Origin of the sequence: Serratia sp. Je.1.23.a (assembly GCF_051129805.1) — a bacterium.
Taxonomy (GTDB): Bacteria; Pseudomonadota; Gammaproteobacteria; order Enterobacterales; family Enterobacteriaceae; genus Serratia; species Serratia liquefaciens.
The window spans coordinates 213,793-230,443 of record NZ_JBCPSR010000008.1 but is presented as its reverse complement, the minus strand read 5'-3'; the positions used below and the strand labels follow the sequence as shown (position 1 = coordinate 230,443).

At 56.5% G+C, this 16,651-nt stretch carries 12 protein-coding genes and 1 pseudogene; 6 read left to right on the top strand and 7 right to left on the bottom strand.

From position 1 onward, the window contains the following. The first annotated feature begins 3 nt into the window (after positions 1–3). Both ilvA and AAZT04_RS23130 read left to right on the top strand, forming a co-directional pair. On the top strand, positions 4–1,548 hold the full coding sequence (gene ilvA, locus AAZT04_RS23135) for a threonine ammonia-lyase, biosynthetic (protein WP_041415091.1): 1,545 nt from the start codon (positions 4–6) through the stop codon (positions 1,546–1,548). Positions 1,549–1,569: 21 nt separating this feature from the next. Then, positions 1,570–2,271 (top strand): DUF2461 domain-containing protein, encoded by a 702-nt coding sequence (locus AAZT04_RS23130; protein WP_434681928.1) that lies wholly within the window; start codon positions 1,570–1,572, stop codon positions 2,269–2,271. A 116-nt stretch (positions 2,272–2,387) separates the two neighbouring features. Here the strand turns inward: AAZT04_RS23130 and ilvY are convergent, their stop codons facing one another. After that, a complete protein-coding gene (ilvY, locus tag AAZT04_RS23125) occupies positions 2,388–3,287 on the bottom strand; it encodes an HTH-type transcriptional activator IlvY (protein WP_020837481.1) in 900 nt (299 codons plus the stop codon). A 168-nt stretch (positions 3,288–3,455) separates the two neighbouring features. Between ilvY and ilvC the strand changes: the two genes are divergently transcribed. Beyond that, on the top strand, positions 3,456–4,931 hold the full coding sequence (gene ilvC, locus AAZT04_RS23120) for a ketol-acid reductoisomerase (RefSeq protein WP_046374902.1): 1,476 nt from the start codon (positions 3,456–3,458) through the stop codon (positions 4,929–4,931). Positions 4,932–5,279: 348 nt separating this feature from the next. Here ilvC and AAZT04_RS23115 read toward each other — a convergent pair whose 3' ends face one another. Both AAZT04_RS23115 and AAZT04_RS23110 read right to left on the bottom strand, forming a co-directional pair. After that, positions 5,280–6,212: a sugar kinase gene (locus AAZT04_RS23115; RefSeq protein ID WP_176984704.1), complete on the bottom strand. Its 933-nt coding sequence runs from the start codon at positions 6,210–6,212 to the stop codon at positions 5,280–5,282. 165 nt (positions 6,213–6,377) lie between these two features. Next, positions 6,378–6,581, bottom strand: coding sequence for a 2-hydroxymuconate tautomerase family protein (locus tag AAZT04_RS23110; RefSeq protein ID WP_020837477.1), 204 nt, complete (start codon positions 6,579–6,581; stop codon positions 6,378–6,380). Positions 6,582–6,727: 146 nt separating this feature from the next. Here AAZT04_RS23110 and pdeH point away from each other — a divergent pair, with 146 nt between their 5' ends. Both pdeH and AAZT04_RS23100 read left to right on the top strand, forming a co-directional pair. Continuing rightward, positions 6,728–7,513 (top strand): cyclic-guanylate-specific phosphodiesterase, encoded by a 786-nt coding sequence (gene pdeH, locus AAZT04_RS23105; protein WP_115060802.1) that lies wholly within the window; start codon positions 6,728–6,730, stop codon positions 7,511–7,513. A gap of 98 nt (positions 7,514–7,611) precedes the next feature. Next, the gene (locus AAZT04_RS23100) at positions 7,612–9,645 is read left to right on the top strand and encodes an AsmA family protein (protein WP_434681925.1); all 2,034 of its coding nucleotides are present in this window, start codon (positions 7,612–7,614) and stop codon (positions 9,643–9,645) included. Between the two features lie 29 nt (positions 9,646–9,674). On the opposite strand, the pseudogene AAZT04_RS23095 reads toward AAZT04_RS23100, so the two are convergent. The 3 genes and pseudogenes from AAZT04_RS23095 to yhjD form a co-directional block, all read right to left on the bottom strand. After that, positions 9,675–10,442 (bottom strand): annotated as a pseudogene (locus AAZT04_RS23095) (CDP-diacylglycerol diphosphatase); the annotation flags it as partial. Between the two features lie 104 nt (positions 10,443–10,546). Then, positions 10,547–11,869 carry an MFS transporter gene (locus AAZT04_RS23090; RefSeq protein WP_020837472.1) on the bottom strand — a complete coding sequence of 441 codons (1,323 nt, stop codon included), beginning with the start codon at positions 11,867–11,869 and terminating at the stop codon, positions 10,547–10,549. A gap of 328 nt (positions 11,870–12,197) precedes the next feature. Continuing rightward, entirely contained in the window at positions 12,198–13,217 is a 1,020-nt protein-coding gene (yhjD, locus tag AAZT04_RS23085; protein WP_020837471.1) for an inner membrane protein YhjD, read from the bottom strand. Positions 13,218–13,557: 340 nt separating this feature from the next. On the opposite strand from yhjD, the gene AAZT04_RS23080 reads away from it, so the two are divergent. Beyond that, the gene (locus AAZT04_RS23080) at positions 13,558–14,424 is read left to right on the top strand and encodes a crotonase/enoyl-CoA hydratase family protein (RefSeq protein WP_020837470.1); all 867 of its coding nucleotides are present in this window, start codon (positions 13,558–13,560) and stop codon (positions 14,422–14,424) included. 16 nt (positions 14,425–14,440) lie between these two features. Here AAZT04_RS23080 and pdeR read toward each other — a convergent pair whose 3' ends face one another. Further along, positions 14,441–16,435, bottom strand: a complete 1,995-nt coding sequence (gene pdeR / locus AAZT04_RS23075; protein WP_046374906.1) for a cyclic di-GMP phosphodiesterase — start codon at positions 16,433–16,435, stop codon at positions 14,441–14,443. Positions 16,436–16,651: the final 216 nt, after the last annotated feature.

Here is a 16,651-nt window from a genome sequence, read left to right as displayed (position 1 = left end):
ATCATGGCGGTATCGCAACCCCTACCCGACGCCCCCTGCGGCGCGGAGTATTTGCGAGCGGTGCTCCGCTCGCCGGTGTACGAGGTGGCTCAGGTCACTCCGTTGCAGGCCATGAGCAAAATTTCTTCGCGCCTCGGCAATACCATTCTGGTGAAGCGCGAAGATCGTCAGCCGGTGCACAGCTTCAAGCTGCGCGGGGCCTATGCCATGATCGCCAGCCTGAACGAAGAGCAGAAAGCGCGCGGCGTGGTAACGGCTTCGGCCGGCAACCATGCGCAGGGCGTGGCCTACTCCGGAAAACGTCTGGGGATCAAAACGCTGATCGTCATGCCGGTGTCCACCGCAGACATCAAAGTGGATGCGGTACGCGGTTTCGGCGGCGAAGTACTGTTGCACGGCGCCAACTTTGATGAAGCCAAGGCCAGGGCAATTGAGCTTTCGCACAAGCAGGGCATGACCTTCGTTCCCCCGTTCGATCACCCAACGGTGATCGCCGGGCAGGGCACGTTGGCGATGGAGCTGCTGCAACAGGACGCGCATCTCGACCGGGTGTTTGTTCCGGTTGGCGGTGGTGGTCTGGCGGCGGGTGTTGCGGTGTTAATCAAACAGCTGATGCCGCAGATCAAAGTGATCGGCGTGGAGGCGGAAGACTCCGCCTGCCTGCGCGCGGCGCTGGATGCCGGGCATCCGGTAGATTTGGCGCGAGTCGGACTGTTTGCCGAAGGCGTGGCGGTGAAGCGCATCGGTGATGAAACCTTCCGCCTGTGCCGGGAATATCTGGACGACGTGATCACCGTCGACAGCGACGCTATCTGCGCGGCGGTCAAAGATTTGTTTGAAGACGTGCGTGCCATTGCCGAACCCTCCGGCGCGCTGGCACTGGCCGGGCTGAAGAAATACGTTCAGCAGCACAACATCCAGGGCGAGCGCCTGGCGCACGTGCTGTCCGGTGCCAACCTGAACTTCCACGGCTTGCGTTATGTATCTGAACGCTGCGAATTGGGCGAACAACGCGAAGCCCTGCTGGCAGTGACCATTCCTGAGCAGAAAGGCAGCTTCCTGAAGTTTTGCCAACTGCTGGGCGGCCGGTCGGTGACCGAGTTCAACTACCGTTACGCCGATGCGGACAACGCGTGCATCTTCGTCGGTGTCCGCCTGACGCGTGGCCATGCCGAACGGCTGGAAATCATCGACGAGCTGAACGCCGACGGTTATCAGGTGGTGGATCTGTCCGATGACGAAATGGCCAAACTGCATGTGCGATACATGGTCGGTGGGCGTCCTTCGAAACCCCTGCGCGAGCGGCTGTACAGCTTTGAGTTCCCGGAGTCGCCGGGCGCGCTGCTGAAGTTCCTGCAAACTCTGGGCACCCATTGGAACATCTCGCTGTTCCATTACCGCAGCCACGGCACCGATTTTGGCCGCGTGCTGGCCGGTTTTGAGCTGTCGCAGACCGAACCTGAGTTTGAGCAGCATTTGCAGGCGCTGGGTTACGACTGCCACGATGAAACCGATAACCCGGCGTTCCGCTTCTTTTTGCAGGGCTGAGGGAACCGACAAGGACGGCGCATGACGGATAAATTTAACGGCTTTAGCCAGCAGGGCCTGAATTTTCTTCAGCAGGTGCGGATCGAGAACGACAAGGAATGGTTTGAAGGCAACCGCGGCGTTTACGATCGTGAGCTGCTGACGCCGTTCCGCTCGCTGGTGGCTGAGCTTGCCCCGACGATGCTGGCGATCGATCCGCAGTTTGAAACCCGCCCGGCGATCGGTAAAACGCTGTCGCGCATTCACCGCGACACGCGTTTTTCTCACGATAAATCACGTTATCGCAGCCGCATGTGGTTGACGTTCAAACGGCCGAGCAAAGACTGGAAGGATGCCCCGGTTTATTTCTTCGAACTGGGGCCGGACATGTTGCGCTATGGGCTGGGTTATTACAGTGCCAACAAGCAAACCATGGATCTGTTTCGTCATACGCTGCAGCGTCGGCCGCAGCCTTTTCTCGAGGTCGCGGCCTGTTGTCAGCCGCCGTTCGAGCTGGTGGGAGTAAGCTACAAACGCCCGCTGGTTAAAGAGCAGGCGGCAGACATTGCCACCTGGTACAACCGCAAATCTTTTGCGGTGATGGCCACCGACAGCCAGGTGGAGAGGTTATTCAACGCCGGGCTGACGCAGACGCTGGCGCAAGCTTTTCAGCAGTTGGAACCGCTTTACCATTGGTTGATGCAGGTAGAGGCGATGAAACAAGTCGATCCGGCAGATCTCTAAATACCCGTCGTCTTTCAAGCTGCAGCGTTGTTGACTGCACTAGCTGCAGCATGAAATCCCTGGGGTATTTCTATCTCGCATTTCAAATGATCGTGTTTAAAAGCAATGGTGTCGTTTTAAGGATTTTTGACCGTTAATAACAAGCGCCAGAAAGCGTCGATCAGCGGATCGCTGAGGCGTTTTTTCTGCACGCAGACGCCCAGTTCGAACGGTTCGACCATAGATATATTTTCTAACTGTGAGATGCGGTTACGTACCGGCTCCGGGCTGTTGTCCACCACCACGCCGGGGATCAGTGCGATGCCGCAGCCCAGTGCCACCATGGAAACAATCGCCTCGTGGCCGCCGACGGTGGCGTAAATCAGCGGATTGGCGATGCGCTGGCGACGGAACCACAGCTCGATACGTTTTCGCGACGGGCCATGCTCCGGCAGGATAAACGGAATATTGGCCCAGTCGGGCTGCTCGGCAAATGCCTGGCTGCGCACGGCGCAGGGCAGCGCCGGGGCAATCAATACCAGCGGGATCTCGCCGATTTTGGTGAAGGCTACGCTGGTGGGCAGGGTTTCAGGCCGGCCGGCAATGCCCAGATCGGCTTCGTTGGACTGAACCTTATCGACGGCGTCGGCAGCGTCACCGGTGGTGAGTTTAATTTCTACCAGCGGATGTTGCGCGCGGAAGCGGTCCAGGATCGGCGGTAGGTGGCTGTAGGCGGCGGTGACCGAGCAGAACAGCCGCAGCTCGCCGCTCAGCGAAGGGCCGTGCTGGCCGAGAGAATGCTTCAGCTGCTGGTATTGCAACAGCGTCTGCTGGGCAAAGTCTTTTAGTTGCTCGCCGGCATCGGTGAGCTGCACGGTGCGGTTATCGCGTAAAAACAGCGGCTGCCCGAGGATCTCTTCCAGCCGTTGGATCTGGCGGGAAAGCGTCGACGGACTGACGTGCATCGCCTTGGCGGTGCGGCCAAAATGGTGGCTTTCGGCCAGATGAAGGAACAGCTTTAAATCACGCAAATCCATATCAGTACGCTCGCAGCAAGAGTGTTGCATAAATTGCAATATCACATTCGTAATATATCAATTTAAGCAACGCGTTTCCTGTTATACATTGAGTTTAACGAATCTCCGCACAGACAGGCGGGGAATGAAAATAACATGCAAGACACAACATCTAACTGGAGTACCACCATGGCTAACTATTTCAACACATTGAACCTGCGTCAGCAGTTGGCGCAATTGGGTAAATGCCGTTTTATGGCACGTGAAGAATTCGCTGATGAAGCCGGCTACCTGAAAGGCAAAAAAGTGGTGATTGTCGGCTGTGGCGCACAGGGTCTGAACCAAGGCTTGAACATGCGTGACTCAGGGCTGGATGTGGCTTATGCCCTGCGTAAAGAAGCTATCGACGAAAAGCGTCCTTCATGGCGTAAAGCGACCGAAAACGGCTTCAAAGTAGGGACTTACGAAGACTTGATCCCGCAGGCCGACCTGGTGGTTAACCTGACGCCGGACAAGCAGCACACCTCGGTAGTGCGTGCCGTACAGCCGCTGATGAAAGACGGCGCGGCGCTGGGCTACTCTCACGGCTTCAACATCGTTGAAGTGGGTGAGCAAGTACGTAAAGACATTACCGTGGTGATGGTTGCGCCAAAATGTCCTGGCACCGAAGTGCGTGAAGAATACAAACGTGGTTTCGGCGTACCGACCCTGATTGCGGTTCACCCGGAAAACGACCCTAAAGGCGAAGGCATGGCGATTGCCAAGGCATGGGCTGCCGCGACCGGCGGTCACCGCGCCGGCGTTCTGGAGTCTTCCTTCGTCGCCGAGGTGAAGTCTGACCTGATGGGCGAGCAGACCATTCTGTGCGGCATGCTGCAGGCGGGTTCACTGCTGTGCTTCGATAAACTGGTTGCTGAAGGTACCGACCCGGCTTATGCAGAAAAACTGATCCAGTTCGGTTGGGAAACCATCACCGAAGCGCTGAAGCAGGGCGGTATCACCCTGATGATGGACCGTCTGTCCAACCCGGCTAAACTGCGTGCTTATGCGCTGTCCGAGCAACTGAAAGAGATCATGGCGCCGCTGTTCCAGAAGCACATGGACGACATCATCTCCGGTGCCTTCTCCAGCGGCATGATGGCCGACTGGGCAGAAGATGACGTGAAGCTGCTGAACTGGCGTGAAGAGACCGGCAAGTCGGCGTTTGAAAACGCGCCGCAGTTCGAAGGCAAAATCAGCGAGCAGGAATACTTTGACCACGGCGTACTGATGGTGGCAATGGTGAAAGCCGGTGTTGAGCTGGCGTTTGAAACCATGGTTGACGCAGGTATCATCGAAGAATCCGCTTACTACGAATCACTGCACGAGCTGCCGCTGATCGCCAACACCATTGCGCGTAAGCGTCTGTACGAAATGAACGTGGTTATCTCTGATACCGCCGAGTACGGCAACTACCTGTTTGCCAACGCGGCAGTGCCATTGCTGAAAGAGTTCATGACTACCCTGCAGGCGGGTGATCTGGGCAAATCCGTGGCCGGGACTTCCGTAGATAACGCGCAACTGCGTGACGTGAACGAAGCGGTGCGCAATCACCCAATCGAATCCGTTGGCCGTAAGCTGCGTGGTTATATGACGGATATGAAACGTATCGCGGTAGCAGGCTAAATACCCGTCGTCTTTCAGGCTGTAGCGTTGTTACCTGCACTATCACACCCCAGTCGCTGACTAAGGTAAGCTCCTGGGGATGAGATAGCTTGGCACCTGGCTACAACCTGAAATCCATAGGGTATTAAGATGGGTTTTCGAGCCCAATAAAAAGGCCAGCATTATTGCTGGCCTCAGATTGCTGACAAAGTCCTATGCAGTTAAAAGTCCTGATCTGAGGACGAATAAAAACAAAGGATTATGTCTTCTGATTTACCCCAAACATCCGAAAACCACGTTTTTCGGGTGTTTGTCATCAGACTAAGGCCAGCATTATTGCTGGCCTTTCGCATTTCTACGGAACAGGATTCATTGCGGCATGGCGGCGAGTGGGATAATGGCGCCACGATGCTGGATCACCGTGCTGGCGGTGAGATGACCGCGCTGCGCCGCCTGCACGGCGTCGCCGCCGGTTAAGCGTACCGCCAGGTAACCCGCGCTGAAAGAGTCCCCGGCCGCTGTGGTATCCACTACTTTTTCTTTCGGCAGCCGTACCGCCGGGATTTCAAATTCGGTGCCTTCAGCGCTGAACACCAGGCAGGCCTCTGCCCCGCGTTTGATCACAATCTCCATTACGCCCAACTGCTGCGTGCGCTGCACCACCTGTTCCACCGGCTGTTTGCCCCACAGCAAATCCTCGTCATCCAGCGTCAGGAAGGCGATATCGGTGCAGGCCAGCACTTCGCGATAAGCCTGCTGCGTTTCTTCCCGGTTTTGCCACAGCCGCGGGCGATAGTTGTTATCGAAAATGACTTTGCCACCGTTGGCGCGGCACTGGCGCAGTAATGCCAGCAGCTTGGTGCGGCTGGCCGCGTCGAGGATCGCCACGCTGATGCCGCTAAGGTATAGATAATCGAAGTGGGCCAGTTGTTCGCATAACGTCTCCGCCTGTGGGCTGGTCAGCCAGTAACGGGCGGCGGCGTCATTGCGCCAGTAATAGAAAGTGCGTTCGCCGGCCTCATCGGTTTCGATCACGTACAGGCCCGGCAGCTTGTTTTCCAGCCGTTGAACCAGGCGCGTATTGACCTTCTCCTGTTGCCAGGCGTGCAGCATCTCATCGCTGAAACTGTCGGTGCCGAGCGCGGTAACGTAATGCACCTGCAGCGTGCTTTCTGCCACCTGGCGGGCGATGTATACGGCAGTATTTAGCGTATCGCCGCCAAAGCCGCGGCTAAGGTCCGCGCCTTTTTGCGACAGTTCAATCATGCATTCGCCGATCACGGCAAGATTCTGGGTGGTCATAGTCAACGAGCCCTGGCTGAAAGAAGAAGGTGAATGAATGCGAAACCCATCCAGTCTCAAGGCAAGGGGCGAGGGAGTCAACGAAAATAAAACAACGTTTTAATTTAATTATGACAAAGATCGGGAAACTGAAAAATTTCCCGATCCGCAGACAAGAGTCCGCCGTTATTTAGCGGCTGCGCGCAGCTCGGTGACGCATTTGCCGCCGATGCCCCAGTTGTCGGTTTCTACTTCATCGATGACGACCACGGTGGTGGCCGGATTCTTCCCCAGCGTATCCACCAGCAGTTGTGTCACGCCGGCGATCAGCTGTTTCTTTTGCTCCGCTGTCGCACCTTCACGGGTAATTTTGATATTTACGTAGGGCATGTTTTTTTCCTTGGTTTTTTGTTATCGCTATTCACTGTAGAAGGCTTTTGCCGCCGCTTAAAGTTTTATCGCCTGCTGCCGATAAACCCAGGGAAGCAATCACGCAGACTGAGCGTTTTCATGTCCCTTCGATGGCGATAGTCCCAATGACAACCAAGATGATTTCTGGTCTGCTGGCGCCATTCCTTGCCGTATGCACACATATAAAAGCACAGCATTTTTGGCGGCAATGCCGGCGGCAGTATACTTTTCAGCCGATCTACCGCACCTGTGGCACTCTGCTGGCACTCGAACTGCTGACGGCGGTGTCTCATCCTGACGCACCGGACAAACCGCTGTCGCCGGAGCACTATTTTGCTGCCCTTGACGTGCGCAAGCGCCTGCAGATCATTCAGGAACAGCTGACGCTGCTCCAGCACTGGCAGCCGTTGTTGACCCGTCACGCGTTGATGGTGTCGGTCAATATCGACGGCATTGCATTGCAGGCGCTTCAGCGGCACGACGTGTTGCAACGACAGATTGCCAGCATGCCTTATCTGCGCTTCGAGCTGGTGGAGCACGCGGGAATGGCGTTGAACGGCCCGTTGCAGCAAATTGCCGGGGCCGAGCGGCTGTGGTTGGATGACTTCGGTAGCGGGTTGGCGAATTTCTCCGCCGTCAGTACCTGGCGCTATCAATACATCAAGGTGGCGCGTGAATTGTTCACCCTGCTTAAGCAGACGGAGGATGGCATTCAACTGCTCTCCACGCTGGTCAGAATAATGAATCAGCACAGCGAAGGAGTGATTGTAGAAGGAGTGGAAACCGAGCAGGAATGGCTGCTGGTACAGCGCTCTGGTGCCCTGGCGGCGCAGGGGTACTACCTTTCCCGTCCGGCCCATTTCGACACTCTGCAAACCTTGCCCAGATTGTTTTCCGCGCCGACTGCCTGATCCTCGTCCCCTAAAGCGTGAACTCTGGCCTATCCTCGGCTAGGCTTGATAACAGTTGCTTATCAATTGTTGGCAAGTTTCGCGTTCAGGGAGCCATTATGACAAAAACAGGAAAGGCGTTCACTTGGGTGGGCGGTATTGTGCTGCTGATCATCGTCGCGTTGGTGATCTTTGCGCTGGCCTTCGACTGGAATCGCCTCAAACCGACCATTAATGACAAGGTGTCTGCCGAATTGCACCGTCCGTTCGCTATCCGTGGCGACTTGGGTGTGGCCTGGACGCGCGACAAAGATGAAGGCGGTTGGCGTGCCTGGGTGCCATGGCCGCGTATTCATGCCGAAGATATCGTGCTGGGTAACCCGGAAAATATCCCGGGCGACACTATGGTCCAGTTGCAGCGCGTCGAAGCCAGCATCTCGCCACTGGCGTTATTGGGTAAAGAGGTGCTGATCCCGCGTATTTGGCTGAAGCAGCCGAACGCGAGCCTGCGGCGTCTGGCCAATGGTGAGAATAACTGGACCTTTAACCTGGCCGGCGATCCCAATCAGCCCCCGTCCGACTGGACGGTGAACGTTCATGACATCGTATTCGATAAGGGTCAGATTGCTTTCAAAGACGCCACGCTGAAGGCCGATTTCCGCGCTGAGATTGACCCGCTCGGCAAACCTTTGCCGTTCAGCGAAGTGACGGGCAGAAAAGACGCCAGCAAAGCCACCACGCCTGACTATGTTTTCGGTTGGAAGGTGAAGGGGACCTATAACGGTGAGCCGCTGGCGGGCAGCGGCAAGATCGGCGGTATGCTGTCGTTACAAAGTGCCGACTCGCCATTCCCGCTGCAGGCAGATGTGCGTTCCGGCTCAACCCGGGTGGTGGTAGCAGGTACGCTGTCCGACCCGATGAACCTCGGCGGGCTGGACTTGCAGCTTAAATTCTCCGGTGACAGCCTGGGGAATCTGTATGGCCTTACCGGCGTGCTGCTGCCGAATACTCCGCCTTACTCCACCGATGGTCACCTGAGTGCTCGCCTGCACGAGAAAGGCGGAGCCGTATTCCAGTACCAAAAATTCGACGGCAAAATCGGCGACAGCGATATTCACGGTGATTTGACCTATGTCGCCAGCAAACCCCGGCCGAAGCTAAGCGGTGAGGTATTGTCGAAACAGCTGCGCTTCGCCGATCTGGCACCGTTGATTGGCGCGGACTCCAACACCGAAAAAGCCGGACGCGGCGAAAAAAGCCGTCAGCCGGCCGGCAAGGTGCTGCCGGTAGAAAAGTTTGAAACCCAAAGCTGGAAGGTGATGGATGCGGACGTCAAATTCACCGCCAAGCGCATTGAGCACGGCAGCTCGCTGCCGCTGAGCGACCTCTATACCCATCTGCAGTTGAACAACGGCGCCATCCTGATGGATCCGCTGCGGTTCGGCGTGGCGGGCGGTAACCTCAACGCCACCCTGCGCCTCGACGGCAGCAAGAATCCGATGCAGGGTCGGGTGGATATGCACGCGCGGAAATTCCAGCTCAAGCAACTGTTGCCGAACGTGGGATCGATGAAACGTAGCCTGGGGCAACTGAACGGCGATGCCAAACTCACCGGCACGGGCAACTCGGTGGCGGACTTGCTGGCGACCAGCAGCGGCGATCTGCGGATGGTGATTAACAATGGGGTTATCAGCCGTAGCCTGATGGAAATTCTCGGGCTCAACGTCGGTAACTATCTGGTAGCGCAGCTCTTTGGCGACGACGTCGTGGGCATTAACTGTGCGGCGGCGGACATCGGGATCAGCACCGGCGTGGCGGCACCGCGGCTGTTTGTGTTCGATACCGAGAACGCGATTATCAATATCAGCGGCAATACCAATCTGGCCACGGAGCGGCTGGACCTGTCCATCGATCCGGAAAGTAAGGGGATGCGCGTGCTGACGCTGCGTTCGCCGCTGTATGTGAAAGGCACCTTCGCACATCCGGACGCTGGGGTGAAGGCTGGTCCGCTGATTGCGCGCGGTGCTGCGGCAGTGGCGCTGGGCGTGGTACTGACGCCGGCAGCGGCATTGTTGGCGCTGGTTTCGCCGAGCGAAGGCGGTGAGGAAAACCAGTGCGGACAAATTCTGCAGCAGATGAAGAAGAAAAAATGATCGCTAATGGCCCGCACTGCGGGCCATTTTTATTGCAGAACCCGGCAGTCGTGATCCTGAATTTCTTCCGCCGAGGCCAGGGTAAACGGCAGCAGGCTGCGCTCGGTGGCCAGCAGCAGGAAGTCGCCGCCCGGCAATGCGGTCATTGCCAGGCCAAAACTGCCCATACGGCCTTTGGATCGTGGTACCCCTTTCGCCAGCAGGCGGAAAGCCCCCTGTTTTTTCAGATCATTAGCGGTGACCTTGCGCACCAGATAGTCATGCCCCAGTAAACCGCCGGGCATGGGTTCCCACTGTTCACTGTATTCTGTCGCATATCGCGCCAACTGCGTTTTTACCGCCGGTAACAGGCAGGAGATATGAATATGCAACTGATTCTGCGTTCGGCCATATTGCGAGTTAATCGCCAGCGAAATATCGGCGTCATCAATCTCTTTGCCGTATTTATCCGCCATAAAATGCCGCGCTGCCCAGGCTTGCTCAAAGAAGTTTGGGGTGGTGGCTTCCAGCACCTGCGGGCTTTCAATGCCGGTGATTTTGGCCGTTGGCATCAGTAAATACTGCAGTGGCCCGTTGCGATCCTTAAACACCACAAAACCGGCCTGTGGGTCGACCTGCGCGCAGGGGGCAGGGTTGTTATGCGTTTGTTGGTTGGGCAGGCACTGTTGGCTGACGATACGCCATAGCGCGTTTGAATTGGAGGGTATTAGCCAGAACCAGCCAGCCAGCGCAATGGCGATCACCACCAATGGCACAACGTACCAAAACAGTCTGCGGCGCAGAGACATTATTGATTTCCATTTCTGTCAAAGAGGAAGGGTTCAGCATAGTCCGATTTTATGACAGGAGACAATACGGGAAGTGCGGCCCGTCTGATGGGGGCCGCGTAAGCAGAGCAGGGTTACAGTGACTTGTCTCGGGTCTCTTTCATCAACAGCAGGGCAATCAGCGTCAGGCTGGCCATGGCCGCCAGGTACAGACCGACATAGAACAGGCCGTAGTGCGTTGCCAGCCAGGTGGCGATATAAGGCGCTACCGCAGCCCCGAGGATTGACGCGACGTTATAGGAGAAGGATGCGCCGGTATAGCGAACCTCCGTCGGGAACAGCTCCGGCAGCAGCGCGCCCATCGGGCCGAAGGTCAGCCCCATGATGCTCAGGCCGCACAGCAGGAAGCCCATCACCAGCGCCTGGTTTCCGGAACCCAGCATGCTCGGGAACAGGAAGGCGAAGGCGATCATCAGCAGAGTAATGACGATCATGGTCTTGCGACGGCCAAAGGCGTCAGCCAGCAGACCGGCAATCGGTACCATAACGCCAAAGCCGATCACCGCCACCATCAGCATCCACAGGAAGCTGTTGCGCGAATAGCCCAACCCCAGCGGCTGCGGCGTGGTGCCGTAGGTCATCGAGTAGACCGTCATCAGGTAGAACAGCGTATAGGTTGCCAGCATGATGAAGGTGCCGAGGATCGTCACTTTCAGGTGCTTGCTGAGCAGGGTGCCGAGCGGAATTTTCACCTGCTTGCCGGCTTTTGCCACCTTGGCGAATACCGGTGTTTCATGCAGTGACACTCGTACGTACAGCCCGATCAGCACCAGCGCGGCGGACAGAATAAACGGCACGCGCCAGCCCCATTCCATAAACTGCTGGTCAGTCAGCAACCAGGAGAGCAGCAGGAAGGTCCCGTTGGCGAAGAAGAAGCCGATAGGCGCGCCCAGCTGCGGGAAGGAACCGTACAGCGCCCGTTTTCTGGCCGGGGCATTCTCGGTGGCCAGCAAGGCTGCGCCGCCCCATTCCCCGCCCAGGCCCAGACCCTGACCGAAGCGCGCCAGCGCCAGCAGGATTGGCGCGAAGATACCAATGGTTTCGTAGCTTGGCAGCAGGCCGATCAGCACGGTGGAAATCCCCATGGTCAGCAGTGAGGCGACCAGGGTCACCTTACGCCCAACGCGATCGCCGAAGTGGCCGAACAGCGCCGAACCAATAGGGCGCGCAACGAAAGCGACGGCGAAAGTGGCCAGCGACTGCAGCGTGGCGGTCGTGGGATCGCCCTGTGGGAAGAAGATATGCGGGAAAACGATCACCGCAGCGGTGGCGTAAATGTAAAAATCGAAAAACTCGATAGCGGTCCCGACCAGCGAGGCGACAATCACTTTTCCGCGTGAGTTAACCGGTGTTGACGCGTCGTCGGCGTCCAGAGTTGGTGCGATGGAGGCTTGCATAATATTTCTTATATTTTGAATTTGTAAAAATCCATCTTAGTCACAGCAAAATGCCTTTTCAATGACGAAACTTTGTACAATGCGGCGATTAACCGGTTAAAAAGCTTAATGTTTCATCACTGCGTTTCCGCATAGATTTTAACGTTGCCAAATGAATGATTCGCAGACTGAACATCTGTAAAAGGCGAAAAGAAAAGTTAGGCTGTAGTTTGTTATGCTGGTTTTGGCAGGTGATCGGGTTTCTTATTGGTTTTATATGCTGGTTTAATTGCTTGAATGCAAAATAAAAAACCGGCCACAGGAAAGTGGCCGGTATGATTGCGTTGATTTACGGCGCGGATTGTTCTGAGGTTGGCAGGGTTTTATCCTCTTTATATTGCGCGGTGGCGATCCAGGCGGCGCAAAACAGCGTCAGACGGGCGAAGAAATAGAAAAACGCCATCAGCCCAATCACCGAACCAAAGGCTGCCCCGGAAGGGGATTTAGCCACCTGTGGCAGCGTCATGGTCATCACAAACTTAATCACTTCGAAACCGATAGCGGCAAGCAGCGTGCCCCGCAGCAACGCCTTTTTCTTCGGCTTATGCCGTGGCAGCATCCAGAAGATCCACAGAAACAGCAGGTAGTTGGCAAAGATGGAGATCGACAGCGCAATCAGCGTCATGGCCGGTCGCAGCCATTCTATGCCTTCCAGACCCAGCGCCTGCACGATCGCCGCCTGCGCCGAACCGGCAATGGAGGTCAACGTCAGGGTGATAATCAGCGCCACCACCAGACCGGTGAGCGAGATAAAATCGCGGGTGTATTTGAAATAGATTTTTTCCTGATCCTGCGGATTGCGCTCCCAGACGTCACGCGACTGTGCACGGATCGCCTCTCGCAGGTTGCCCATCCAACTGATCCCCGAATACAGCGCCAGCGCCAGGCCGGTCAGCCCCACGGTGGTACGTTGCTGAATGGCGGTATTGACGGTGTTTTTCAGCGTGCCTGCCAGGGTCGGATCGCTGATGCTGCCGACGATTTTATTGATCAGCCCGGTTAGCAGGTCCGGATTGGATGCCAACACAAAACCGACGGCGGCAAATGACACCATCAGAATCGGGATCAGCGAAAGAAACGAGAAATAGGTGATGGCAGCGCCGAATTGGCTGCCCAGGCGATCGTTAAAGCGCTCGGTGGCGCGCAGCAGGTGAGCGATGCTTGGCCAGGCCTTGATGCGTTCGACCAGGCGTGAAAATCCGGAAATGCGCCGGTCAAGGGTCTGGTGGCCGGTCTTGATGTCGATCAGCGGTTTTTGCGGCGCTTCACTGTTGGGCTGACGGGGGTCTTTATCTGATCCTGTAGGCATTACGTCACGATATCCTTAACGATAAATAGGCTGTCTCAATGTTGATTATAGCCAAAAGGCTCGCCGTTTTGGCCGCCGGGGCTGGTAACCGGCTAATTTGTGAGCTTAGCGCGTTCACTCCCCCGGTGAAATGTTACAGCCTGCCGATAGGTAAAATTCTTATGTCAGCCGCGTTCCAGCGCGGTTTTTTTCATTCTCCGACCTTCAATTTTTATCTGTTTCATCACTAAGAAAGCGTTTACTCATGATGTGGCGCGACGGTTTACCAGTCGCCGCGCAACTGCAGCCGTAGGGGCTGGAACGGTTTCAACTGTTAACACGAGAGAAAATGGAAGGTCATATGAAATTACTTAATCACCCCACCTGTCGCCCGTTTACCGAAGCGGGCAATTTGACCCAGATATCCGCCTACTATGAGGAGGAACGGCACATCATGTGGATGCTGCTGCGTGCTGAACCGCGCCCTTGCTTCAATCAGGCGTTAATCGAAGACATCATGACGCTGGCGCAGGCAGCAAAAGAGTCTTCATTGCAGTTTGATTTTTGGGTCACCGGATCGCTGGTGCCCAATATGTTCAACGTCGGTGGCGATCTGCAGTTCTTTGCCGAGGCCATTAAAAACCGCAAGCGCGAGGCGATGATGGCTTACGCACGTGCCTGCATTGACTGCGTGCATGCGGCGGCGCGCGGGTTTGATACCGGTGCGGTCAGCATTGCGATGGTGGAGGGCAGCGCCCTGGGGGGCGGCTTCGAAGCGGCGTTGGCGCACCATTTCGTGTTGGCACAGAACAACGCGCGGATGGGTTTTCCGGAAATTGCGTTCAACCTGTTCCCCGGCATGGGGGGATATTCGCTGGTGGCACGCAAGGCAGGTATGCGCCTGGCGGAAGAGCTGATCTGGGGGGGCGAGTCGCACACCGCGGAATGGTTTGAAAGCCGTGGCCTGGTCGATCAGTTGTTCCAGCCCGGCGATGCTTATGTGGCGACCCGCACCTTCATCGATACCATCCGGCCAAAATTGAACGGGATGCGCGCCATGCTACGCGCCCGTCAGCGGGTATTGCAGCTCACGCGTTCGGAGCTGATGGATATTACCGAGGATTGGGTGCATTCGGCCTTCACCATCGAGGAGAAAGATCGTGCCTATATCGAGCGTCTGGTTATGCTACAAGACCGCCACACGCTAAACCTGCGTCGTGCAGGCTAAAATTACCCGGCCCGCATCAGGCTGAGGAGGGATGCGGGCAATAAGATTGCAGCCAATGTTCCAACTGGTCCGGGAGCATTGGCCGCGCAAACAGAAATCCTTGTTTCTCATCCACACCGACTTCATCCAGAAACTGATTTTCGCTTTCGGTCTCTACACCTTCGGCAATCACCCGGAACCTGAGCGCTTCGGCCGCCGCGACGATGGCCCGCACCAGCGACTGCGAAACCGGATTGCAATTCACCCCACGCACGAAGCTTTTATCCAGCTTGATGGCATCCAGCGGAATGCGTGCCAACTGGGCCAAAGAAGAGTAGCCGGTGCCAAAATCATCGAGATGCACCTGCGCTCCCAGATCGCGTAACCGCGTGATCACTTCGCGGGCACGTTTTTCATCCTCAATCAGGCTGCTTTCCGTGAGTTCGAAGTCGAGCAGGCAGGGGGCCAGGTGATTGCACTGCAATACCTGAGCGAGATCTTCAACGATGGAATCATCAACCAACTGCCGTGCGGAAAGATTCACTGCCACCCGCAGATTCAAGCCTTGTCGCTGCCACTGTGCGGCCTGTCTGGCGGCGGTTTGCAGCACCCAGCGCCCGAGTGGGCCTATCAGACCGGATTCTTCGGCATAAGAGATAAACTGCAACGGTGGGATCAGGCCGCGCTCGGGTGAATCCCAACGCACCAAAGCTTCTACGCTGCACACCTTGCCGCTGAGCGCCTCGATTTTGGGCTGGTAGTACACCACCAGTTGATCTTGTTCCAACCCCTTTCGCAGGTTGGTATCCAGCCACATGTATTCCGCGACGCGTTTGTTCATTTCCGGCGAGAACACGGTATAGGTGCGTTTGCCGTGCTCTTTGGCGACGTACATGGCGGTATCAGCACTGCGGATCAGGCTGTCGAGATCGTTGCCATGTTCGGGGCATAGCGCAATGCCAATCGAACAGCCGGTATAGACCTCGATAAGGCCGATACGAAAGGGGGTCTTCAAGCGGTCGATAATGCGCTGTGCCAGCCGTTGCAGCATCTCGCGGTCGGCCTGCTGGGCAAGCACCAGAAACTCATCGCCCCCCAGGCGAGCCAGGGTTTGGTCTGGCGCGAGACAGCCAAGCACCGCCAACGACACCTCCACCAATAAACGGTCGCCGAACATATGGCCGTAGGCGTCATTCACTTTTTTAAAGTTGTCGAGATCGAGATACACCAGACCGACATGATTGCCGTCGCGTGCGGCGATTGCCTGGGTGATTTTGTCCTGAATGGCATTGCGATTGGGCAGGCCGGTAATAATGTCGGTATTGGCCAACACCCGCAGTCGTTCCTGAGCGCGACGCTCTTCGGTGATGTCGGTGCCGGAGCAAATCAGGAACACCTCATTTTTACCGCTGCCGCTGTGGACGAACTTGTTGCGAAACAAGAACAGCCGTTCCCCCTTCACCGTTTTGATCCAACGTTCCACCTCATAGGATGATCCGTTGCGAAAAAAACCGGCGATGTTTCGCCGCGATGCCGCCGCTTCTTCCGGGCTCATAAACAGCTGAAAGACGTTTTTACCAATAACATCATGTTCGTGCAGGCCGGTGTACTCTTCGCTCAGTCGGTTAAAGCGCTGAATACGACCATGTTGGTCAACAATCACAATCACCGAATTGGCTTCTGACACCACCTGTTCGGCAAAAGACAGGCCGTGTACCAGATCGCGGGCGACCGATTGGGTGTCGCTGAAGGCCGAGGCGGTACCCGCCCATTCCTGATTATTGATCCTGCGCCCGACCAGATGCAGATGTATCGGCTCACCCCCCAGCGTGATGGTGATATCAAGGCTGGCGGTAATGCCGGTCAGACGGCGGATTTTGGCTGCCTGCATGGCGCTGAGCGCCACGGCCATATGGGTTTTGCCTTTCACTGCCGACAGCGCCAGGGCATTGCTGTCAAACGCCAACCGCCAATATGGGCTGTTGGTGCCGAAGTGGGCATTAAGAAGCATAGGGCCTTGGTCTGCGAACATGATGATTCCTCAAAATGGCACGACAGCCAGCCTGTGCGATGGGCACAGCAGCAAATTCTGGCTCGGTAGTGGCCGTAGTGCACGTATCTCCATCATATAACACGTTTTTCACGGGCAGAGGATGAAACTATTATATAACCAATAATTAGTTTTGCAGTGTAAACGTCGCGTTGCCGCCGCTGCAGAAGGCTGCGTTGCGCAGCGGATCCTGACGAT